Below are 20,733 nucleotides of genomic sequence, written 5' to 3'. Positions count from 1 at the left end.
GTGAGGTAGGCGGCTTTCAGCCAGCCATCGAATCCGCCGGCGCCGAACCCCCTGCGTCGTCGGTCTGCCAACTTCCGCGGCTGACCAGCCAGTCGGCGGAATTCTGCAATCCGCCAAAGGGGAAGACGTGAATCTGCCGGATCGGCCCCTGCGGATTGGCCTGCCAGTGCCGCTCGATCGGCCCGACGATGCTTTCCGGCGAATGTCCTCTGGCCAGCGTCGTCAGCGAAAGCGCGTTTTTCTTGAGATAGGCGATGGAATTGCCGACACCGCAAAGTGCTGCATATTTCAGCAGCGTCGTGATCTTGGCCGGGCCGGAGACGCCAATATGCACCGGCAGATCGATGCCTGACGCCGCAAGGCCTTCCGCCCAGGCGATGAAACGGGCGGGATCGAAACCGAACTGGGTGACGATGCGCATGTCCGCATTGCTTCTTTCGGCAAAATCGCGTTTCAGCCTCAGGGCGGCGATCGCCGTCTCCTCGCTGAAATCGGGGCTGCCTTCAGGGTGGCCGGCGATTGCGATCTTTTTGATGCCATAACGGTCGAAAATGCCTGAGGACAGCATGTCCATGCTGGAGGCGAAGGGACCAGCCGGCCTATCGACGCCACCGCCGACGACCAGAACATCCGTAACATCAGCTTCACCCGCCAGCCGCTTGACCTGCTCCTCAAATTCCGCGCCCGAGGGGATGCGGCGCGCTGCAAGATGCGGCACCGGCTCATAACCGAGATCGCGCAGATGTCTGGCGGCATCCACCAGCTTTTCCTGCGAGGCTACTCCGGTGTCAGTCAGATAGACGCGGACACCCCGAGGAAAAATGCCGGCGAGGCTTGCCGGGCCGAGCACCTGCGCGGGTGAGGCTTCGATGGAGGCGGGGATGAGGGAGGCGGCGGAAATATCTGGCAATTTGTGCGTGTTCCTTTTTATTACCATGCACCGTTTTTCTGCCGAAGTCTGTGTCTGTTGCGGCAAGACAGGCTTGCATCTGCGACGAGGCTTGGCCGCAAGTGCCTGCGCGCGGTTTCACCAGATTCGTTTCGTCAGGCCGTTCCACAGCCATGTCCAGATTGGCGGCGGAAAGCGCAGCACCGATTTTCCGGGCGAGGGCGGCTGCGGCGCGAGGCTGCCGGACAGGGCGTCCTCGATGGCGCTGACGGCGATATCCACCGAGGCGGCGGTCAAAAGCAGCGGATAGGTGGCGATGGTGTCGGAGGGCGAGGGTTTCAGCCGTTTTTCATAAAGCGTGGCGCCGGTATCCACGCCCTTATCGACCAGATGCACAGTTGCGCCGAAATTGCCCCGGTCCTTCTCTACCAGCGCCCAATAACCGCCCATCTGGCCGCGATAGGCGGGATTGATGCCGGCGTGGAAATTGATGACCGGGCATTGCAGGGCCCGCAGCGTCGCCGGCGTCAACAGGCGGCAGGAAATGGTGAAAATCACCGCCGGTTTCAGCAGATTGGCGGCCTTCTGGCATTCTTCATCGTTCAGCGAGGTGAAGTGCGTGACAGGAAGACCGTGATGGAGATCGGGAGACAGACCGTGTTCGGCGATGATCTCATGGCTTCTTCGGGCCGTGAAGCGTTTACCGAGGCGGGATGCAACCATCGTCGCCATCTGGCCCGCGGCGGCAAACCAGCCGAGCCGTCGTGCCCGGCGCTTGAGAATGGCTGATTTGTTTTCCGGCTGCTCCATGAAGACGTGGATATCCGGAAAACGGGCGGCCAATGCGTTGATCATGACGTTGGGGTTTGCGCCGCCCGCCGTCATCACCAGAAGCCGATTGTTGATGTCAGTCATATCACCCACGGAATTTTCCTAAGCCACAATCCTGGCGCCGAGTTTCCCTCGGGAACTTCAAAACCCTGTTAATTTTCATCGACAGGATTTTTTGAAATACAGCGGGAACCGTTTTTTGGGACTCACGTTATTGTGACGCATATCACATCGGTGCTTGCCTTTTGGAGGGCAAGTCATAGGGGAGTAGTTTCACATGATCACACGTATTCTTTCGACCGTATTCGTCGCTTTGCTGACGGTTGTCACCCTGAGTTCCTGCGGCAATACCATTCGCGGCATGGGCCGGGATACGGCGAACGCCGTTGATGCGACACAGGATGCCGGCCGCAACGTGGACCGCGCAGCGCGTCGTTAATCAAGCCTCCCCTCGCGGAAAGGCGTTGCCCGAAAACCCGGGTGACGCCTTTTCTTTGACCGAATTTCCCTGCGAATGTTCGCCTGACGAGAATCAAAGGGGCGGGCATGATCATATCGATGAAGAAACTGGCGCAGTTGCTGCTGCCATTGCTGCTGCCGTTTTCGGCTGAGGCAGGCGCGCAACCGGATTTCTGCAAGATCATCGACCATGCCGGCGGCCGTTACACTGTATGCAGTTTCGACCCGGCAAAAAACACCATCCGCATCTATGACCAGGATCATGTCTCAGGGCAGGGATATCGAAACTTTGCCGATCTCTCTTCAGCTTTGTGGCGCCAGCACATGTTCAGCGTCTTCGCCATGAATGGCGGCATGTACCATTCCGACTATTCGCCCGTTGGCCTCTTCGTCGAAAACGGCGTGGAGCGCTCACCGATCAGCACGCGGGGCGGCTGGGGAAATTTCCACCTCCTGCCGAATGGCGTTTTTTATCTGAAAGACAATAAGGCCGGGGTGCTGGACACGGAGGCTTATCTGGCTGCGGACCCGAAACCCGATTTCGCCACCCAGTCCGGGCCGATGCTGGTGATCGATGGCAAGCTACATCCGCGTTTCCTGCCCGATAGCGACAGCCTGAAACGCCGCAACGGCGTCGGTGTCTCCCGCGACGGCATGGTGCATTTCGCCATTTCGGAAACGACCGTCCGCTTCTACGATTTCGGCACGCTGTTCAGGGATGTGCTGGATGCGCCCAATGCGCTTTATCTCGACGGCACGATATCCAGCGTCGATATTCCCGCGATGAACCGGCGGGACACGCTGTTTCCCATGGGGCCGATCATCGCCGTCGTCGACAGGGTGCCGGATTAGCCGGAAAGATCAGATCGGCGCTTTGGGATAGGCTTTTTCGAGACCGGCCGATGCCGTTAGCCCCTTGCGGAAGGCGAGATAGGCGGCGTGCTGGCTCGCCCTTGCAATTTCCGCGAGGCGAATCTGCAGGCGGGCAGGGGCGTTGCCGCCCAGCCAGTCGCCGGCCGCTTCCAGCTTCAGGCTGTTGAGGAAGCGGGCGCTTGTCTGCTGGTCGAGATAAAGATTGAGGCCCGCCAGCAGATTTTCATCCTGCAGGGCGTTTTCCATCAACAGCAACACCCACGCCTTGTCCTCGCTGGTCAGCGACGTGAGTTTCGACGCGACCGTTTCGCGGTCGGGAAAAGAGGATGCCTGCTGCATGGAGAGACTCGCGACGTTATCATTGCCATCGTCGATAAAGTAGCGCCCACGGCCTTTCAAGATGCGGTGCTTCCGCGGAAAAAATTCGACCGCAACGTGCCGGTGCCGAGGGTTTTCAACAGGCGTTTGTGGGAAAGCTTTAAAAAACGGTTACACTTTAGCCTAAATTGCGGCGAAGCCCCAAACCAGTGCCGTTTCGAGCCTATCGCTAACACCTTGTTTTTTTACAGACCTATGCGCGGGGCGAATGGCAGCTTATCGAAAATGCCTTCATTTAGCCGCTTTTTGCATTTGCGTTTGCCGCCGGATTTTAATAAATGCTTGCGTCAACGGGCTGGTCTTGAAGATCCCCCGGAGAGTGAATAGCTGGAGTAATCATGGAAGAAACCGCTCAGAAATCCTGCTGGGGCGTCACCATTCGCGCACTTGCAGGCTTTGCCGCATTTCTCGCATTGACGTACATTTTTGGCAGCCCATAAGCCTCTCTCCTGAATGACGGGTTTTGAAACAGCGCGGTTTTCCTCTGGAAACCGTGCTGTTTTCGTTTCCGGGACCTTCATGTCGCAGCTGCAAAAGCCGGTGCCGCTCTTTTGTGGCGATCCGCTACAGCTTTGGATATGATGGGCAGGAATCCATTACGCAGGGTAAACTTCATGTTTCTTTCGGTCTTCGACGTCTTCAAGATCGGTATCGGTCCTTCCAGTTCCCATACGATGGGGCCGATGACGGCTGCCAACCGCTTCCTGGCGCTGATCCTCAGCGATGAGTGGCCGCGGCCGGCCGGCGCGGCCGTTGCGCAGCTGAAGGTCAGCCTGCATGGCTCTCTTGCCTTTACCGGTATCGGCCATGGCACCGGGCGCGCCGTCGTTCTCGGTCTCACCGGCGAGCGGCCGGACCTTGTCGATCCCGATGCGATGGACGCCATTATCGAGACGGTGGAAAAGGCAGGCAAGGTAACGCCGCCCGGCCACCCGTCCTATGTGTTCCGCCCGGCAGAAGATCTGGTCTTCGACAAGAAGAACCCGCTGCCCGGCCATGCCAACGGCATGATTTTCTCCGCCTTCGACAATCAGGGCAGGCTGCTCATCAAGCGCATCTATTATTCGGTCGGCGGCGGTTTCGTCGTGACCGATACGGAACTGGAGGCGATCAAGCAGCGTGGCAAGACCATCGATAACGGTCCGCGCGTGCCTTATCCCTTCGCGACCGCACGGGGAATGCTCGATATGGCTGGCCGTTCTGGCCGCACCATCGCCCAGATGAAACGCGCCAACGAGGAAACGGTGGTTTCGCGTGAGGAGCTGAACGAACGGCTCGACCAGATCTGGGAGGCGATGAACGGCTGCATCGAGCGCGGTCTGAAGGTGGACGGCATCATGCCCGGTGGCCTGAAGGTGCGCCGTCGCGCCCGCTCGATCTATGAGAAACTCAATGAGGAGTGGCGCAGCAACCGGCTCAATCCTGTCATGGCGAATGATTGGCTCAGTGTTTACGCCATGGCCGTGAACGAAGAGAACGCCGCCGGCGGACGTGTCGTCACTGCGCCGACCAACGGCGCGGCGGGCGTCGTGCCTGCTACGGTCAGGTATTTCCGGCATTTCCACGAGGATGCGACTATCGACGACGTGCGGGATTTCCTGCTGACGGCGGCGGCCATCGGCGGCATCATCAAGCACAATGCTTCCATTTCGGGCGCAGAGGTGGGCTGTCAGGGCGAGGTCGGTTCGGCTGCTGCGATGGCAGCGGCGGGGCTGGCCGCCGTCATGGGTGGATCGCCCGAACAGATCGAAAACGCTGCCGAAATAGCGCTTGAACATCACCTCGGCATGACCTGCGATCCGATTGCGGGTCTTGTACAGGTGCCCTGCATCGAGCGTAACGCGCTCGGCGCCGTCAAGGCGGTAACAGCCGCCTCGCTGGCGCTGAAGGGCGACGGACAACATTTCGTGCCGCTCGATGCCTGTATCGAGACCATGCGCCAGACCGGCAACGACATGAGCGAAAAATACAAGGAAACCTCCACCGGCGGCCTCGCCGTCAACGTTGTGGAGTGCTGAGCGGGCAGGGCGGCAGGCATGGTGCAGATGCTTGACGCCCGTCGCAAAAAGGCATTGATAGGGGCATGCCTCTACATCTCATCAAACTTTGCGTCGGCGCGGACTCCCTTCAGGATTTGAGGGACTGGGTGGCGCATCGCTCCCTGACTGCAATTGCCGCAGGCCTTGAGCCGCACAGCGTCCACACCACCCGGATGATCCCGAAACGGGTCGAAGAACTGCTGGAAGGCGGTTCGCTCTACTGGGTCATCAAGGGACAGGTGCAGGCGCGGCAGAATCTGCTCGATATTCGCTCCTTCAAGGGGGAAGACGGCATTTCCCGCTGCGACCTCATTCTCGGCCCTGAGGTGATCGAGACCTCGCCCGCGCCAAAGCGGCCGTTTCAGGGCTGGCGTTACCTGAAGGATGACGAGGCGCCACGCGATCTCGGCGGCGGCGGTGGTGGTGAAGACATGCCATCCGACCTCAGGCGGGAACTGGCCGAGCTTGGCTTGCTCTGACGCTTCACGGATTGGGTTGATGGAAAAGCCGGCCCCTTGCGGAGCCGGCTTTTTAGTTTGGGGAGACGGAGAGGGTATGCTGTCTGGTTTTATCGGATGCCGCCAACCGCAGCGGTGGCGCGGCCGTCCTGAATTTTTACCCAGCGGCCCGGATTGGCCGTGTCCTGGCGCTTCAGGTAGGTATATTCGGTTTCCGACCAGTTCATGACCTTGTTGCGCATGTTGTCGAGAACGAAATCGCCACGGTCGGTGCGGACTGTCAGAACGGCGTGGCCTTCGCCATTCGGCTGCAGGACGACCGTGATCAAGAGGTTGGAGGGAGAGAAGCCCTTGTTCATCAGCATCTTGCGCTTCAGAAGTACGAAGTCTTCGCAATCGCCGACGGTGGTGGGATAGGCCCAGCGCTCTTCAACGCCATAGATTTCCATGTCGGTCATCGGCGTGATGGTGGTGTTGACGGTGTAGTTGACGTCGAGCATCGTCTTCCAGCGCTCTTCGGTCAGCTGCATCGGGCCATTGTCCAGCGAGGTCGGCTGGCATTCGCTCTGATAGGTCTGGCAGAATTCATAGTGGCCGATCGGCGGATTGGCCTTGCCGATCACACGCATGACGGCGGCCGGCGAAGCGCTTGCCTGATGGGCGATGGCGCTGACGATGAATGCGATCAGAGTGAAAACGAAACGGTTGTTCTTGTTCATTGCTTGTCTCCCCGTGGTGAGGAGACATTCGCAGTTATATTTTTAGCCGGCGGAAATTTAGGAGAGGCAATTTGAGCTTAAATTTCAGCAAATTAGCGGCTATTTTGAACTGTATTTGAGTGAGTTTTTACGCGTTTTTGAAGCAAATTTTATTACAATTTTACGCATTGCCGTCTTAGGCTTTTGGTAGTCATCTAGACTGCTGGATTTAAAGCAGTTTTCCACGCCCCGCGATTTTTTCGGTCGCATGCTGTCGGTTCGCAGGGCTTGGCGAGGACGTGGATTTCCCGTTTTGGGATGCGTGTTTCAGGCTGGAACAGCCCGAAAAGGGCGACAAAAAAACTTCAAAAAAATCGTATTTTCTTGGAAAAATCTTTGAAAGCCGGTTTTTGCGACCGCCCCGGGGCGGCAATCCAGGCCGATCTGGTGCGCAATTGGCCTTCATAATCGCGTTTTCCGATCGGCGCGCCGTGCGTGCGCAGAATGTCGTAGGCGGTCACGGCACGGAACTGGAAATTCGGCAGCGCGAAAGAGATAATGGAGGTTTCCGAGGTGAAGCGCAGCGGCGCGGGATATCCTCAATCATGAGGCCATGATGGATCACACTACGCGCTGACAATGCTGCGCGCATTTATCGGCGCAAACCGCGCCGCATTCATTGGGAGATTCTAGAGGAACTCGATCAGCGCGTCGGGCGATTGCACCCGGTCGAACTCGACCGCGACGCCTTCCATGAAGTGGCGCACGATCTTGCCGCTCATGTTCTTGCCGAGCTGGACCCGGGTGCCGAGGGGCGGCCGGTTTTCGATCTCGATGGCTGCACCCGACAGGGAAAGGTCGATGAGCCGGCAGGCGACGAGCACGCCGTCTTCCAGAACGAGCTGCGCTTTTGCGTTGCGCGGCGTCAGGCGGTCATGGCGACGGTCTTCCGGCAGGCCGAGCAACTGGCGTTTGGCGATCCATGCCAGCTGGGCGGCGAGTTTTTCCCGCTTGCGCTCCGGGGCGTTGATGGCGATGAGGAAGCCCGCTGGGGTAAGCGCCGTCACCGTGCCTTCGATCCGGCCGATATGCTGGAGATAGGCGATGACGCGGTCACCATTGCGGGCCATGCCCGAGCAGGTGAACTGCGCCCGTTCGGCGGTCATCTCGGTCGCGGTGCAATCATATTCCTCATGGTCGGGCAACATCAGGCGGCCGGTGAAGGACACGCGGACGGCGTCGTCGAGGTGGGTTTCCTCAACCGGGCGCAGGATTTGGGCGGTGTTGACCGAACGGGACGAAAACATGAGCAGCGCAATTATGATGAATGATGACGGTAATTCTCTACATCGCGCGAGTTAACAGACTGTATTCTTTAATCTCTACAATTCTTCTGATTGGCAAAATCGTTACAGCTTTGACCTATTTTTTTAAAAACTTCCGCGGTGGCGGTAACCCTGCGGCCTGGGCGTGCGTGGCGGGACAGGCCGTTAGAAGCGTCCCGCAAATGGTGTGGAGGCGGTTTCCATGTCTGCCTGATGTTCCGATGGCGCGATGTCCATGTGCAGTAGGCGGCTGCTTTTCATCGACAGGCAACGGATGGGTGCCGCGAATTCGTGGCGTGGCCGTTCGGGAAGCAGCGCGCCAAGCAGCCGCGGAGCGGCGTCGGCATCCGTGCGCAGCGGTAACAGCAGCATTTCGAATGCCAGTGGCGCCGCGCCATAATCGTCTTCCGCTTCGACATCGAAGATAACAGGCAATTGATGTTGCAGGATGCCGCGCGCCACCCGGCAGGGGAAGGTGGCATTTGCCTGATGCCACAGCTCCGAAAACGGCCGATCGCGCAATTCCCGGCCGAACAGGTCGCAGAGACGCGTGCCCGCAAGGCGGAAGAAAGGCGTGGCCTCTCCCTTGTCCGTCAGGATGAAAAGATCGCCGAGATGGGCTTTGAGTTTTGCGGGATTGATATCCTCGCGACGCGGCGCGGGTTTGCTGCCGCGCAATTCATCCCAATAGGCATATATGTCCAGTCCGGCCATGCTCTTCATAGCATTTCTCCTTGTTCGTTTTTGGGACATCATGTCCATCCGAACGTCTGTAATTCTATGCGTAGCGATTTTCGTGCCAACCGGATTTGTTAAGGTTAACAAATGGTTGAGATTGCCTCGCGGCCACGGTCATGGCATCCGTGCCGCCATGTCGGGGGAACGCTCCCTTCAGCACAATTGATGGCGCCGCCCGCGATTCCACGGGCGCGTCGGCAAGCCGGACCGCCCGTGGCCCGGCGCTCGAGCCGGTTGCGGTTCGGCGTCGCGCTGCAAAGGCGGGACGGCTTTTTTTTCGTTCGGGCTTCCTATATTGCTCGGGGAACACAAATTTCGACCAAGACAGGGATGGATCATGTCCTACGAGGACGGCGAACAGCCGCCGGTTTCGGAAACGCCGGAACCGAAAGACGACACGCATAATCCCGTCTTCAATCTGCCGGGGCTGCTCGTCGGCATATTGGCAGCGCTGGCCGTCGCCTATATCGTTCCCGCCTATCTCCTCTCCGAGGAAGGCAATGGCTGGTTCATCTTCACCTTCGGCTTCATTCCGCTGCGTTATGCGGTGCCTTTTTCTCAGCAGGGGCTGGAATGGCTCTGGACGCCGGTGACTTATTCTTTCCTGCATGGCGGCGTCGAGCATATTCTCTTCAACGGCCTGTGGCTGATGGCGTTCGGCGCGCCGGTTCTGCGCCGGATCGGAACAGTGCGTTTCGTACTGTTATGGTGCATTTCCGCCGCCGTTTCGGCCTTCGGTCATGCGGCACTGAACTGGGGTGATGCCACGGTGCTGATCGGCGCCTCCGGCGTCGTTTCGGCGCTGATGGGTGCTGCCTGCCGCTTCGCCTTTCCCGCGCGGGGCGGCTACAGCGCCTCCTTCGGCCATCTGATGCCGCGACAGAGCATTCTTGCGGCGCTTTCCAACCGCACCGTGCTGATCTTCACGCTGATGTGGTTGTTCGGCAATGTGCTGATTGCCGTGGGTGTACCGCTGTTCGGCGATGTCGGCGGGGAAATCGCCTGGGATGCGCATGTCTTCGGCTTTCTGCTGGGCTTCCTGTTCTTCGGCCTTTTCGATCGTCCGTCACTTTAAGCCGATCACGGTCCTTGTCGGCCGCGGCGCAAATTTGCTTTCGCGTGTCCCATCCGGGATTGCATTCACGCGGGCCTCAGCGCACCATGGTGCATGATTTGCAACCGCCGGAGGAGGCTGCGGCGTGGTGCGGATTGCCGTTAAGAGGAGGAAGGCATGCCAACATTCGTAAAGGATCTTCTCGACCGCAAGGGCCGGGACGTCGTGACGGTCGGTCCGGAAGTCAGCATCGGCGAGGCGGCGGGAACGCTGCATGCGCATAAGATCGGTTCCGTGGTCGTGACCGATGGCGGTGGCGTGGTTCTCGGCATATTCACGGAGCGCGATCTGGTGAAGGCCGTCGCGGCCCAGGGCGCCGCTTCCCTCCAGCAATCCGTCTCCGTGGCCATGACCAAGAATGTCATTCGCTGTCATCACAATTCCACCACCGATGAACTGATGGAAATCATGACTGGCGGACGTTTCCGCCATATTCCGGTGGAGGAAGATGGTCGCCTTGCCGGCATCATTTCCATCGGCGACGTGGTGAAGGCGCGGATTGGCGAAATCGAGGCCGAGGCCGAGCATATCAAGGCCTATATTGCAGGGTGAGGACTCTGTGATGGAAGGTGGGTTCTGGCGTGGCATTCCCACGATGAACTGACTTGGTGAGGAGGCGAGGGTCTCGCCTTCAGCGCCGGAATGCCTGCTGCATGCGCTCAAGTTCCGGAATACGCGCGCGCGTTTCCTGATATCCCCGGTCGATGGCTTCGCTGGCGCGATGGAATTCCGACAGGCCGATATCGTTGATGCGCGGATGCAGCATGAGATCGGGCGGATCGCCGGCAAGGCGCGAACGCGAAATCCTGTCCTGAATGATGTTGAAGGCCTGCACCATGACGCCCGGCAGGCCGGGACGCGGTGCCGTTTCCACAGGCGGTGTGCCGCCGCCATGGGGTGAGGCCGCGTGCTTGACCACGGCGGAACGGCCGAAGAGATCGTAATTGAGGTTGACGGCGACAACGAGCGCCTGCTCATAGGCGCGGCAGACGGAAACGGGCACGGGATTGACGAGCGCGCCGTCAATCAGGGTGCGGCCGTTGCATTGCACGGGCTCGAAGATGCCGGGCAGCGCATAGGAGGAGCGCAGCGCGGTGACGAGATCGCCCTGATGGATCCAGACCTCGTGGCCGGTGCGCAGTTCCGTCGCGACAGCGATGAAGGGGTGGTCGAGATTTTCGACGCGCAGGCCTTCCAGATGCTCCTGCATGCGCTTGGTCAGCCGCATGCCGCCGAAGAGGCCGCCGCCGCCGATTGTCAGGTCGAGCAGGCCGGCAATGCGGCGCATCGTCAGCGACCGAGCGAATTCCTCCAGCTCATCAAGCTTGCCGGCGAGATAACAACCGCCCACCAGAGCACCAATCGAGGTGCCGGCAATCATGCCGATCTTTACGCCCGCCTCATCCAGCGCCCGCAGGACGCCGATGTGGGCCCAGCCGCGCGCCGCCCCGCCGCCAAGGGCAAGTGCGATACGATGCGTGTCGACGATCTGGGTGACGGGCGGTTCATTGCCGGTGGCTTCGGGATTTCCAACCGCAAGATTATTGTGACGATTTCCCCATCCCAACATGACCGCACTCCCTGCCAGCTCCACGAGGCTCCGCCCTATCCCCGGAGCCTGCTATATTGGTAGCAAATTGGTGCGGCCGATGGAAGGTGGCCGTTTATGTGTCGGAATAGATGGTGGCCGGATCGAAATGGCGGGTATCGTCGGTGATCTTCGTCACGGCCTGGCCATCGGAGAGCTGGACGGTGCGATAAAAGCACGAGCGGCGGCCGGTATGGCAGGTCGCATCATGGCCGGCGACGGAGACCTTCAGCCATACGGCGTCCTGATCACAATCGGTGCGGAATTCCTTCACCGTTTGCAGGTTGCCGGAGGTTTCGCCCTTCTTCCAGATCTTGTCGCGGGAACGGCTGTAATAATGCGCGATGCCGGTTTCGAGCGTCAGCGACAGGGCTTCCGCATTCATGTGCGCTACCATCAGCAATTCGCCGTCGCGCGCATCGGTCACCACGGCGGTGACGAGGCCGTGGGCATCGAATTTCGGCGAAAAGAGACCTGCGTTTTCGAGCACTTCCTTGTCCGCAGGCGCGGACGGAAAGGGAATGGACATGGCGACCCCGGGAGAAAAGCGGAAGGTTTGAGAGCGGCGGAGACAATGGAATCAGTCCGCCACTCCAAAATTTGTCTGAGCAGCGGGTTTCAAGAAACCCGAGCTACACTTTCCGGTCCGATGTTCAGCGGTTCCGCACCATGGTCATGAAGCGCACCTGCTCGGCCGGATCGTTCTTGAACGTGCCGGTGAAGCTGGTGGTCAGCGTCGTGGACCCCTGCTTGTTTACGCCGCGCATGGACATGCACATATGTTCGGCGTCGATCATGACGGCCACACCGCGCGGTTTCAGCGTTTCTTCGATCGATCTTGCGATCTGCGCCGTCATGTTTTCCTGCGTCTGCAGGCGGCGGCCGAAGATTTCGACGACGCGGGCGATCTTCGACAGGCCAAGCACGCGGCCGGCCGGCAGATAGGCGACATGCGCCTTGCCGACGATCGGCACCATATGGTGCTCGCAATGGGAGAAGAACGGGATGTCGCGCACCAGCACCACATCGTCATAACCGCCGACTTCCTCGAAGGTTGTGCCGAGCACGTCCTGAACGTTCAACTCATAACCGGAAAAAAGCTCGCGATAGGCCTTGGCGACGCGTTTCGGCGTATCCAGAAGTCCTTCGCGGGCGGGATTTTCTCCTGCCCAGCGCAGAAGAACGCGCACGGCTTCTTCCGCTTCCGCCTGGCTTGGGCGAGCCTCGGCAACATCGGGTTTTGCGCCAGTGCCGGGGAAATTCTTCACGATCGCATCCATTCGGTCTCTCCCGATGCGGGTCAAGGCCGCACCTGAATTCGTTTTTCATCGCGAACTCATGTTCGCAGCTGCTGCTATCTGGTTGTTTTACAGCATTTTGGCAAGGCCGATGCTGTTTTTTCGGTATCGGAGCCGTTAATTTGATCACGGCTTGATGTCCAGAAAGCTCGTTAGCATATAATGAGAATGAAGGGCAGGAAAGCTTCACTGCGACAAACGCTGTGTTTGAAAAATTTGACCTGTCCTGTTTTTGGGCATTCTTGAGCGCGCCGGGCACCTGACGATGGACGATATCTACAATAATCGCATTCTCGACTTCGCCGGGAATATTCCGCTCATCGGCGTTCTTGAAAATGCCGACGCCAGCGCTGAAAAACACTCGCGCCTGTGCGGCTCGAAGCTCAAGGTCTATCTGACGGTCAAAGACGGCACCGTGACGGCTTTTTCGCATGAGGTTCGGGCCTGCGCATTGGGGCAGGCCTCGGCCTCCATCATGGCGCATCACATTGTCGGTGCTTCCACCGGCGAAATCCGGCAGGCGCGGGAAGACATGCTCGCCATGCTGAAACAGGACGGCGAAGGGCCGACGGGCCGTTTTGCGGACATGCGGGTGCTTTTGCCGGTGCGGGATTTCAAGGCCCGTCACGCCTCCACCATGCTGACCTTCGAAGCCGTGGTCGATGCACTCGACCAGATCGAAGGCCGGCCGGCTCTCAACGCTGCGGGTTAGCTCATGTGCGGCGAACCGGGCTGCCGGCACCAGCAGACAGCTGTGAAAACCGGGCGATCCCGCAATTGGGCGGGCAGCTTCGCCAAGACACCGGGACGGCTTTTCGGCGTCGGCTTTATCAGGCTGTATCAGCTCACACTGTCTGGCTTCGTTGGCAACTCCTGTCGCCACATCCCCACCTGTTCCGAATATGGCTATGAGGCGATTGCCCGCCACGGGCTCTGGGCCGGCGGCTGGATGACGCTGTTTCGTGTGGCGCGCTGCGGCCCGGGCGGCACCAGCGGGCTGGACCCGGTGCCGGAAGTGCTCGATGGCAGCAGGCGCTGGTGGATGCCTTGGCGCTACTGGAGCCGGCATCGATGAATGACTATGTGGCCCTGCTGCACAGCATCGTGCTCGGCCCCGGCAGGCGGCTTATCATGGCCGATCTCAGGGCATTGGCGGAAGAGCTCGGATTTGCCGAATGCAGGACGCTTGTCGCGACCGGAAATCTGGTTTTTCGCACTGAAGCGTCACCCGTTCGTGAGATTGAGGACAGGCTGGAGCGCGCTTTTGAGGCCCGTTTCGGCAAACATGTCGATATTCTCGTTCGTTCGGGCGGCGACTGGCTGAAACTGGCGGCGGATAATCCCTTCGCGGATGGCAATCCGCCGGATGTCTGCGTCCGGGTGATGCGGGCGCCGTTGGACAATAGCGTTCTCGATTTTCTGGAGAGATACCGCGGCAGGGAAAAGATCACGCTCGCAGGCGGCGATCTTTGGATCGATTTTTGCAGCAAGCCGAGCGAGAGCCGGCTGCTGTCGGTCCTGACCACCAAAAGGCTCGGTGTTGGCACGACCCGCAACGCCAATACGGTCAATGGTCTCGCGGAAATGCTTCGCTGAACTGCCCTTCACCTTTGACTGGAATGGCAAAAGCCTTTATCAGCCTGCCTGTCCGCTTACTGTGGGCAAATCATTATTCCAACACCACCCGCATTCGTTGGCGGGACTGGACAGGAGCACTAGACGATGTCTGAAGCTATTTCCCTTACATTTCCCGATGGATTCGTGCGCAGCTACCCCGCCGGTACGACCGGCCGCGAGGTCGCCGAATCCATCTCCAAATCGCTTGCCAAGAAGGCCGTCGCCATTGCGCTTGACGGCACCGTGCGCGATTTGTCCGAGACCATCACCGATGGCAAAATAGAGATCGTCACGCGTGAAGATGGGCGTGCGCTGGAGCTCATCCGCCACGATGCAGCCCACGTCATGGCGGAAGCCGTGCAAGAACTGTGGCCCGGTACGCAGGTGACGATCGGTCCTGTCATCGAGAACGGCTTTTATTACGACTTCGCCAAGAACGAGCCCTTCACGCCGGAAGATCTGCCGAAGATCGAGAAGCGCATGAAGGAAATCATCCTGCGCAACAAGCCGTTCACCCGCGAAATCTGGTCGCGCGAAAAGGCCAAGGAAGTGTTCGCCGCCAAGGGCGAGAACTACAAGGTCGAACTCGTGGATGCCATTCCGGCAGGTCAGGACCTGAAGATCTATTACCAGGGTGACTGGTTCGATCTTTGCCGTGGCCCGCATATGGCCTCCACAGGGCAGATCGGTACGGCCTTCAAGCTGATGAAGGTGGCCGGCGCCTATTGGCGCGGTGACAGCAACAATGCGATGCTGTCGCGCATCTATGGCACCGCCTGGGCGACGCAGGAAGAGCTGGACAATTATCTCCACATTCTGGCTGAAGCTGAAAAGCGTGATCACCGCCGCCTCGGCCGCGAAATGGACCTGTTCCATTTCCAGGAAGAAGGTCCGGGCGTCGTCTTCTGGCACGGCAAGGGCTGGCGCATGTTCCAGACGCTGACGGCCTATATGCGTCGGCGTCTCGCCAATACCTATCAGGAAGTCAACGCGCCGCAGGTGCTGGACAAGTCGCTGTGGGAAACCTCCGGTCACTGGGGCTGGTATCAGGAAAACATGTTCGCGGTGAAATCCGCCCATGCCTTTACCCATCCCGATGACAAGGAAGCCGATCAGCGCATCTTTGCCTTGAAGCCGATGAACTGCCCCGGTCACGTCCAGATCTTCAAGCACGGCTTGAAGTCTTACCGCGAAATGCCTGTTCGTCTTGCGGAGTTTGGCAATGTTCATCGCTATGAGGCGTCGGGCGCGCTGCATGGCCTGATGCGCGTTCGCGGCTTTACGCAGGACGATGCGCATGTCTTCTGCACGGAAGAGCAGATGGCGGCGGAATGCCTGCGCATCAACGACCTGATCCTGTCCGTCTATGAGGATTTCGGTTTCAGCGAAATCGTCGTCAAGCTGTCCACCCGTCCGGAAAAGCGCGTCGGTTCCGACGATCTCTGGGATCGCGCCGAAAGCGTGATGCTGGAGGTTTTGAAGACCATCGAGGAGCAGTCCGAAGGCCGCATCAAGACCGGCATCCTGCCGGGCGAGGGCGCTTTCTACGGGCCGAAGTTCGAATATACACTGAAGGATGCCATCGGCCGTGAATGGCAATGCGGCACGACGCAGGTGGACTTCAACCTGCCGGAACGCTTCGGCGCCTTCTATATCGACCAGAACTCCGAAAAGACGCAGCCGGTGATGATCCATCGCGCCATCTGCGGTTCGATGGAGCGTTTCCTCGGGATCCTGATCGAGAACTTCGCCGGTCACATGCCGCTGTGGTTCGCACCGCTTCAGGTCGTCGTGGCCACGATCACCTCGGATGCGGACGATTACGGCCGTGAGGTTGCCGAAGCGCTGCGCGAGGCGGGCATGGCGGTCGAGACCGACTTCCGCAACGAGAAGATCAACTACAAGGTCCGCGAGCATTCGGTGACCAAGGTTCCGGTCATCATCGTCTGCGGCCGCAAGGAAGCGGAAGAGCGCACCGTCAACATCCGCCGTCTCGGTTCGCAGAACCAGACGTCGATGTCGCTCGAGGAAGCGATCACCAGCCTCGTGGACGAGGCGACGCCGCCGGATGTGAAGCGCAAGCTTGCGGCAAAAAAGCAGGTTGCCTGATAATGATTGCGGCCCCTTCGGGGGCCGTTTTTGTTTTTGATAACGTGCTGAAAGCTCTCTTTCGTCATGCTCGGGCCTGTCCCGAGCATCTGCAACGTCTCGATTGAATTGGACGTGTTTAGATCCTTGGGACAAGCCCAAGGATGACGTCGCGCGTAAGGCGGAGAGTCATCATCCTCAAGGCCGAGGATGACTTCAATAGTGGCGAAACCTACTCGAAATCGCCGGTCATGTCTTCCGGCGCCTGGTCCTTCATCAGCACTTCCACATCGGAATCCCGACCTGACGTGACTTTGAAGTTGCGCTGAAAGACCTTGTCCTTGTTGCGGGCGATGGCGGTATATTCGCCTTCGGCCAGCACCATGGTCGAAAAGGCGCTGACGCTTTCATTCACCACGTCGCCGCCGCCATTCAGCACCGACCAGGCCGTATCGGCAATGGCTTCGCCGCCCTGCTCGGAAACGAGCTTGAGGGTGATCTGTGCTGCCTGGTGCTGCAGCGTCGCCTCGGTCAGCTTGCCGGCTTCCACCTGGATGTCGGCGCGCACCACCGCGTTGACGTTGCCATATTCGGAAACCACATGATAGGTGCCGGCATTCAGCCGCACGATGGTGTTGGGCTTGATATCAGCCATCACGAGGCCGCGTTCGCCATCCGGACGGGCATCGGAGGAATAGACGGAGAATTTCAGCTGGTTGCCGGAAATCTGCTTGTCGGAGCCCGCAACCGCATTCAGCACGAAGCCGCCGGCATCGAGAATCAGCACCTGCTTCTGGACATTGCCGGAGGCCGGCACGTTGAGCTTCTTGGTGACACCCGCACGGCCGAAGGCAACGTTGACGAAATATTCGCCGGGCACGAGATGGAATTGCGCCGAGCCGCCCTCTGAGCTTGCGAGCATCGGCAGCTTGCCGTCAGTGCCCGGAATGGGGCTGAAGACACGCCAGGAAAGGCCTTCCTTCACCGCTTCGCCCTCACTCGTCAACTTCGCTTCCATCGCAATATCACGGGCGGTGCTTGTCGGGGCATTGGGAGCGGAAGGGGCGGTGAAAGCATTGAGTTTCGGCATTTTCGGCGTACCGCCGAGTTGCTTGAAGTCTTTAAAGGCGTCCTGCGAAAAAGCTGCTTGTGATAAAACGCCGATCGCGGCGAACGCAATGGCCAGACGTGCCGCGATTTTGATTGCCGACATTTTCAATACCGATTGACTTCTTGATTTTCCCGGATCACTTCAAAACCAATGCCGTGGCTATTTCAAGGCCCTAAGTTTCGCGATGATAGCAGAATGGAAGATTTTTGATCATGACGAATGATATCAAGCTCCTCGATTATCTCAAGGTTCGCCGCTCCATACCGGCCCTGCAACTTAGCGAACCCGGGCCTTCGAAAGGTGTAATCGAGGAAATCCTGCGCCTTGCCGTGCGTGTGCCTGACCATGGCAAGCTCGCCCCCTGGCGTTTCGTGGTTTATCGCGGCGAGGAGCGGGTGCGTCTCGGTGAGACGGCGCTTAGGATCGCGCTGGAGAAGAACCCCGATCTCGACCTGCAGCAGCAGGAAGCGGAGCGTACGCGCTTCACCCGCGCGCCCGTCGTCATCGCCGTCGTGAGCACGGCAAAACCGCATTTCAAGATTCCCGAATGGGAACAGGTCATGTCCGCCGGCGCGGTGTGCCTCAACGTCATCTTCGCGGCCAATGCCAGTGGCTTTGCGGCGAACTGGCTGACGGAATGGCTTGCTTTTGACCCGGCCTTCCTTTCGGAGATCGGCGTCAGCGCGGAAGAGAAGGTTGCGGGTTATATCCATATCGGCTCGACGACATTCCCGCCGGTGGAGCGGCCACGGCCGGAGCTTGCCGATGTCGTCACCTGGGTCGGGGACATCTGATGTTCTACACTACGGACACCAACCAGCACGGCCTGCCGCATGATCCGTTCAAGGCGATCGTCGCGCCACGGCCGATCGGCTGGATCGGTTCGAAGGGCAGGGAGGGTGCCTTGAACCTCTCGCCCTATTCCTTCTTCAACGCGATTTCGGACCGGCCGAAGCTCGTCATGTTTTCCTCGAGCGGCCGCAAGGACAGCCTGCGCAATGTCGAGGAGACCGGCGTCTTCACCGCCAATCTCGTCAGCCGGCATCTGGTCGACCGGATGAATGCGTCTTCCGCGCCGGTTGCTTATGATGTCGATGAATTCGCCCTTGCCGGTCTTACCGCCGTCGATGGGCGGGTGGTTGACGCACCCTTCGTGCGTGAGGCACTGGCGGTTCTGGAGTGCCGTGCGACGCAGATCCAGCAGCTCACCGATGTCGATGGCAAGCCGACCGAATCGTGGATGGTGATCGGGCAGGTCATGGCGATCCATATCGATGAGACGATCATTCGGGATGGCCGCATCGACATGGGGCTCGCGCGTCCGGTGGCGCGCATGGGTTATATGGATTACTGCGATGGCGGCAGCGATGTATTCCAGCTGCAGCGCCCCTCTACTGCGCCGTCAATATAATCCTTCGCCGGCAAGGGTTAAATTTTATGGTGAACCAAACGTAAACCATTTGCGCCTAGAGTTTTATACATGGTGGCGGCGATGATGCCGTCATCCATTGTATGAATGTGTTTCGAGGCTCAGGTGATCGTACAGGCATTTCTTCGCTGGTCTGAAAAGGCCGGATCGGGCGAGCGGGCAAAAGCCGCCAATGCGCTCGGCCGTACCTATCTGCAGGCCGACATGGCGCGGGAAAACCGCGATGCCGCCTATATGGCGATGACCTATCTGCTGGATGATCCTTCACCGCGTGTGCGGCTGGCGCTTGCCGAGGCGCTGGCGGATGCTGACGATGCGCCGCGCGCCATTCTCGTTTCGCTTGCCGAAGACCAGCCGGAAATCGCCTGCACGGTGATTGCCCGTTCTCCGGTTTTGACCGAAGCCGATCTGGTCGATCTCGCCGGGCGCGGTGAAAGCCTGACGCGTTCCCTTATTGCCGCAAGGCCGGGCCTGCCACGCGGTGTCTGTGCCGCGCTTGCCGAAGTCGGCGATCTGCCGGAAACCCTCATCCTGCTCGAAAATGACGATGCCTTCATCACGCCGTTTTCGCTGCGGCGCATTGCCGAGCGTCATGGTTCGGACGCCGATATTCGCGACCTCCTGCTTCGCCGCGAGGCGCTGCCTGCCGATGCGCGCCACCTCTTGATGGGCCGCATCAGTGAGGCGCTGGCGGGCTCTGCGCTGGTTCATGCGATGATCGCACGCAACCGCGCCGACAGTCTTTTCCGGGAAGCGGAAGATTCCGCCACCATCCTCATCGCTGCCGGCGTTTCCTCACCGGAACTGCCGGCGCTGGTGGAGCATCTGCGCCAGCGACTGGAATTGACGCCGGCGCTGCTCATTCATGCCGTCTGTTCGGGCCGGCTGGAGTTCTTCACGGCGGCGATGGTCAATCTCTCCGGTCTCGATGACCGCAAGGTGCGCGCCATTCTGGCAACCGGACGTCCGCACGCGCTGAAGGCCCTGTTCCAGTCGATCGGCCTTCTGGGTGATGTCGTCGATGTCTTCATCGAGGCGACGCTGATGTGGCGCCGGGCTGCCCGTTCGCAGCTTTCGGAAGCGGCGGCGTCCGTCTCGGCCGAATTGCTGGCGCATTTCCGTGACGTCAACGGCTCGCAAACGCTGTTCGAACTGCTGCATGCCGTGCGCAAGCTCGCCATTGCCGAAGAGCGGCAGAAGGCACGGTATTATGCGGAAGCGCTCGCGGTGGAGGCAGCGTGAGGGCTGGTTATTTTCCGGCTGATGCAAATCCCATGGATGCTGAGATTTTTCCGCAATCACCTCACTTATCGAACCGCTTGGCAATCCACGAATAGCTGTTTTCAACCATCCTCACCGGCGTCCCGAGGAAGTGCTTTATGCCTTCGGTGGAAGGAAGGACGCGGCTGACGCGGCCGATCGCCTGTTTGGTGAGGCTTTCCTCTTCCTTCGGCGTCACCTCTGCCGTGGCCTGCTGTGCATCGGCGGGCGCGGCGGCGGGAGGCTGCGTGCCGGCCGTCTGCGGGGTCTGCTCACCTGGTGTCTGGCACACGGCCACCACGACCGGATAGGACGCGTTGGCGAAGCGTTCCAGTTCCTTTTCCGACACGGCGTCGCAGAGCTCGATGCTGGTCCAGCGCTGCTGCGAGGTGGCGAGGTAATGGCAATCGGTGGCGCTGTCGTCGCAGCCAAGGAAGGTCATGAGAACGAGGGCTGTTTTCATGGTGTGTGGTTGCCTCTGTCGGGAATAATGCTCTAGAAACTCATCTATCCCGATTGCAGTGACATTACGACGAAATA

The 20,733-nt window shown here is 59.6% G+C and carries 25 protein-coding genes; 14 read left to right on the top strand and 11 right to left on the bottom strand.

Features of this window, described 5'->3' with window-relative positions; genetic code table 11:
• Positions 1-16: 16 nt before the first annotated feature.
• Positions 17-937 carry a methylenetetrahydrofolate reductase gene (locus tag CFBP5499_RS07930; RefSeq protein WP_080824927.1) on the bottom strand — a complete coding sequence of 307 codons (921 nt, stop codon included), beginning with the start codon at positions 935-937 and terminating at the stop codon, positions 17-19.
• Between the two features lie 90 nt (positions 938-1,027).
• Complete coding sequence (locus tag CFBP5499_RS07925) at positions 1,028-1,804, bottom strand: formyl transferase (protein ID WP_080824928.1); 777 nt, start codon at positions 1,802-1,804, stop codon at positions 1,028-1,030.
• A 193-nt stretch (positions 1,805-1,997) separates the two neighbouring features.
• On the opposite strand from CFBP5499_RS07925, the gene CFBP5499_RS07920 reads away from it, so the two are divergent.
• Both CFBP5499_RS07920 and CFBP5499_RS07915 read left to right on the top strand, forming a co-directional pair.
• Positions 1,998-2,159: an entericidin A/B family lipoprotein gene (locus CFBP5499_RS07920; protein WP_003495552.1), complete on the top strand. Its 162-nt coding sequence runs from the start codon at positions 1,998-2,000 to the stop codon at positions 2,157-2,159.
• Positions 2,160-2,278: 119 nt separating this feature from the next.
• Complete coding sequence (locus tag CFBP5499_RS07915; RefSeq protein ID WP_371506700.1) at positions 2,279-3,031, top strand: phosphodiester glycosidase family protein; 753 nt, start codon at positions 2,279-2,281, stop codon at positions 3,029-3,031.
• 9 nt (positions 3,032-3,040) lie between these two features.
• On the opposite strand, the gene CFBP5499_RS07910 is transcribed toward CFBP5499_RS07915, so the two are convergent.
• Entirely contained in the window at positions 3,041-3,391 is a 351-nt protein-coding gene (locus CFBP5499_RS07910; RefSeq protein ID WP_080827301.1) for a hypothetical protein, read from the bottom strand.
• A 653-nt stretch (positions 3,392-4,044) separates the two neighbouring features.
• Here CFBP5499_RS07910 and CFBP5499_RS07900 point away from each other — a divergent pair.
• Both CFBP5499_RS07900 and CFBP5499_RS07895 read left to right on the top strand, forming a co-directional pair.
• Positions 4,045-5,448, top strand: a complete 1,404-nt coding sequence (locus tag CFBP5499_RS07900; RefSeq protein WP_080824930.1) for an L-serine ammonia-lyase — start codon at positions 4,045-4,047, stop codon at positions 5,446-5,448.
• A gap of 65 nt (positions 5,449-5,513) precedes the next feature.
• A complete protein-coding gene (locus CFBP5499_RS07895; RefSeq protein ID WP_080824931.1) occupies positions 5,514-5,948 on the top strand; it encodes a DUF1489 family protein in 435 nt (144 codons plus the stop codon).
• 89 nt (positions 5,949-6,037) lie between these two features.
• On the opposite strand, the gene CFBP5499_RS07890 is transcribed toward CFBP5499_RS07895, so the two are convergent.
• The gene (locus tag CFBP5499_RS07890) at positions 6,038-6,646 is read right to left on the bottom strand and encodes a transglutaminase-like cysteine peptidase (RefSeq protein ID WP_080824932.1); all 609 of its coding nucleotides are present in this window, start codon (positions 6,644-6,646) and stop codon (positions 6,038-6,040) included.
• A gap of 278 nt (positions 6,647-6,924) precedes the next feature.
• Between CFBP5499_RS07890 and CFBP5499_RS30880 the strand changes: the two genes are divergently transcribed.
• Positions 6,925-7,242 (top strand): hypothetical protein, encoded by a 318-nt coding sequence (locus CFBP5499_RS30880; protein WP_305764762.1) that lies wholly within the window; start codon positions 6,925-6,927, stop codon positions 7,240-7,242.
• Positions 7,243-7,314: 72 nt separating this feature from the next.
• On the opposite strand, the gene CFBP5499_RS07875 is transcribed toward CFBP5499_RS30880, so the two are convergent.
• Together CFBP5499_RS07875 and CFBP5499_RS07870 are read right to left on the bottom strand one after the other, a co-directional pair.
• Positions 7,315-7,932, bottom strand: a complete 618-nt coding sequence (locus tag CFBP5499_RS07875) for a PilZ domain-containing protein (protein WP_080824934.1) — start codon at positions 7,930-7,932, stop codon at positions 7,315-7,317.
• A 183-nt stretch (positions 7,933-8,115) separates the two neighbouring features.
• On the bottom strand, positions 8,116-8,673 hold the full coding sequence (locus tag CFBP5499_RS07870; RefSeq protein WP_175416654.1) for a PAS domain-containing protein: 558 nt from the start codon (positions 8,671-8,673) through the stop codon (positions 8,116-8,118).
• Positions 8,674-9,025: 352 nt separating this feature from the next.
• Here CFBP5499_RS07870 and CFBP5499_RS07865 point away from each other — a divergent pair, with 352 nt between their 5' ends.
• Together CFBP5499_RS07865 and CFBP5499_RS07860 are read left to right on the top strand one after the other, a co-directional pair.
• Entirely contained in the window at positions 9,026-9,763 is a 738-nt protein-coding gene (locus tag CFBP5499_RS07865) for a rhomboid family intramembrane serine protease (protein WP_080824936.1), read from the top strand.
• A gap of 156 nt (positions 9,764-9,919) precedes the next feature.
• A complete protein-coding gene (locus CFBP5499_RS07860) occupies positions 9,920-10,354 on the top strand; it encodes a CBS domain-containing protein (protein ID WP_080824937.1) in 435 nt (144 codons plus the stop codon).
• Between the two features lie 79 nt (positions 10,355-10,433).
• Here CFBP5499_RS07860 and CFBP5499_RS07855 read toward each other — a convergent pair whose 3' ends face one another.
• From CFBP5499_RS07855 to folE, 3 genes are all read right to left on the bottom strand, one after another.
• Entirely contained in the window at positions 10,434-11,372 is a 939-nt protein-coding gene (locus CFBP5499_RS07855; RefSeq protein WP_080824938.1) for a patatin-like phospholipase family protein, read from the bottom strand.
• 94 nt (positions 11,373-11,466) lie between these two features.
• Positions 11,467-11,919 (bottom strand): phosphoribosyl-AMP cyclohydrolase, encoded by a 453-nt coding sequence (hisI, locus tag CFBP5499_RS07850; RefSeq protein WP_080824939.1) that lies wholly within the window; start codon positions 11,917-11,919, stop codon positions 11,467-11,469.
• A 124-nt stretch (positions 11,920-12,043) separates the two neighbouring features.
• A complete protein-coding gene (gene folE / locus CFBP5499_RS07845) occupies positions 12,044-12,670 on the bottom strand; it encodes a GTP cyclohydrolase I FolE (protein WP_080824940.1) in 627 nt (208 codons plus the stop codon).
• A gap of 283 nt (positions 12,671-12,953) precedes the next feature.
• Between folE and CFBP5499_RS07840 the strand changes: the two genes are divergently transcribed.
• From CFBP5499_RS07840 to thrS, 4 genes are all read left to right on the top strand, one after another.
• Positions 12,954-13,400: an iron-sulfur cluster assembly scaffold protein gene (locus CFBP5499_RS07840; protein WP_080827302.1), complete on the top strand. Its 447-nt coding sequence runs from the start codon at positions 12,954-12,956 to the stop codon at positions 13,398-13,400.
• A gap of 3 nt (positions 13,401-13,403) precedes the next feature.
• Positions 13,404-13,763, top strand: a complete 360-nt coding sequence (gene yidD, locus CFBP5499_RS07835; protein WP_080824941.1) for a membrane protein insertion efficiency factor YidD — start codon at positions 13,404-13,406, stop codon at positions 13,761-13,763.
• Complete coding sequence (locus CFBP5499_RS07830; RefSeq protein WP_080824942.1) at positions 13,760-14,284, top strand: DUF1697 domain-containing protein; 525 nt, start codon at positions 13,760-13,762, stop codon at positions 14,282-14,284. Before yidD ends, CFBP5499_RS07830 begins: the two co-directional genes overlap by 4 nt.
• Before the next feature lie 126 nt (positions 14,285-14,410).
• The gene (thrS, locus tag CFBP5499_RS07825) at positions 14,411-16,414 is read left to right on the top strand and encodes a threonine--tRNA ligase (protein ID WP_080824943.1); all 2,004 of its coding nucleotides are present in this window, start codon (positions 14,411-14,413) and stop codon (positions 16,412-16,414) included.
• A 211-nt stretch (positions 16,415-16,625) separates the two neighbouring features.
• Here thrS and CFBP5499_RS07820 read toward each other — a convergent pair whose 3' ends face one another.
• On the bottom strand, positions 16,626-17,606 hold the full coding sequence (locus CFBP5499_RS07820; protein ID WP_080824944.1) for a hypothetical protein: 981 nt from the start codon (positions 17,604-17,606) through the stop codon (positions 16,626-16,628).
• 110 nt (positions 17,607-17,716) lie between these two features.
• Here CFBP5499_RS07820 and CFBP5499_RS07815 point away from each other — a divergent pair, with 110 nt between their 5' ends.
• From CFBP5499_RS07815 to CFBP5499_RS07805, 3 genes are all read left to right on the top strand, one after another.
• Positions 17,717-18,298, top strand: a complete 582-nt coding sequence (locus CFBP5499_RS07815) for a nitroreductase family protein (protein ID WP_080824945.1) — start codon at positions 17,717-17,719, stop codon at positions 18,296-18,298.
• Positions 18,298-18,915: a flavin reductase family protein gene (locus tag CFBP5499_RS07810; protein WP_080824946.1), complete on the top strand. Its 618-nt coding sequence runs from the start codon at positions 18,298-18,300 to the stop codon at positions 18,913-18,915. The genes CFBP5499_RS07815 and CFBP5499_RS07810 overlap by 1 nt, the downstream gene beginning before the upstream one ends.
• A gap of 105 nt (positions 18,916-19,020) precedes the next feature.
• Positions 19,021-20,175 (top strand): DUF2336 domain-containing protein, encoded by a 1,155-nt coding sequence (locus CFBP5499_RS07805; protein ID WP_080824947.1) that lies wholly within the window; start codon positions 19,021-19,023, stop codon positions 20,173-20,175.
• A gap of 61 nt (positions 20,176-20,236) precedes the next feature.
• On the opposite strand, the gene CFBP5499_RS07800 is transcribed toward CFBP5499_RS07805, so the two are convergent.
• Positions 20,237-20,656, bottom strand: a complete 420-nt coding sequence (locus CFBP5499_RS07800) for a hypothetical protein (RefSeq protein WP_080824948.1) — start codon at positions 20,654-20,656, stop codon at positions 20,237-20,239.
• Positions 20,657-20,733: the final 77 nt, after the last annotated feature.

The sequence above is a fragment of the Agrobacterium tumefaciens genome, assembly GCF_005221325.1.
In the GTDB taxonomy this organism is placed as follows: Bacteria; Pseudomonadota; Alphaproteobacteria; order Rhizobiales; family Rhizobiaceae; genus Agrobacterium.
This window is presented reverse-complemented; position numbering and strand designations above follow the sequence as displayed.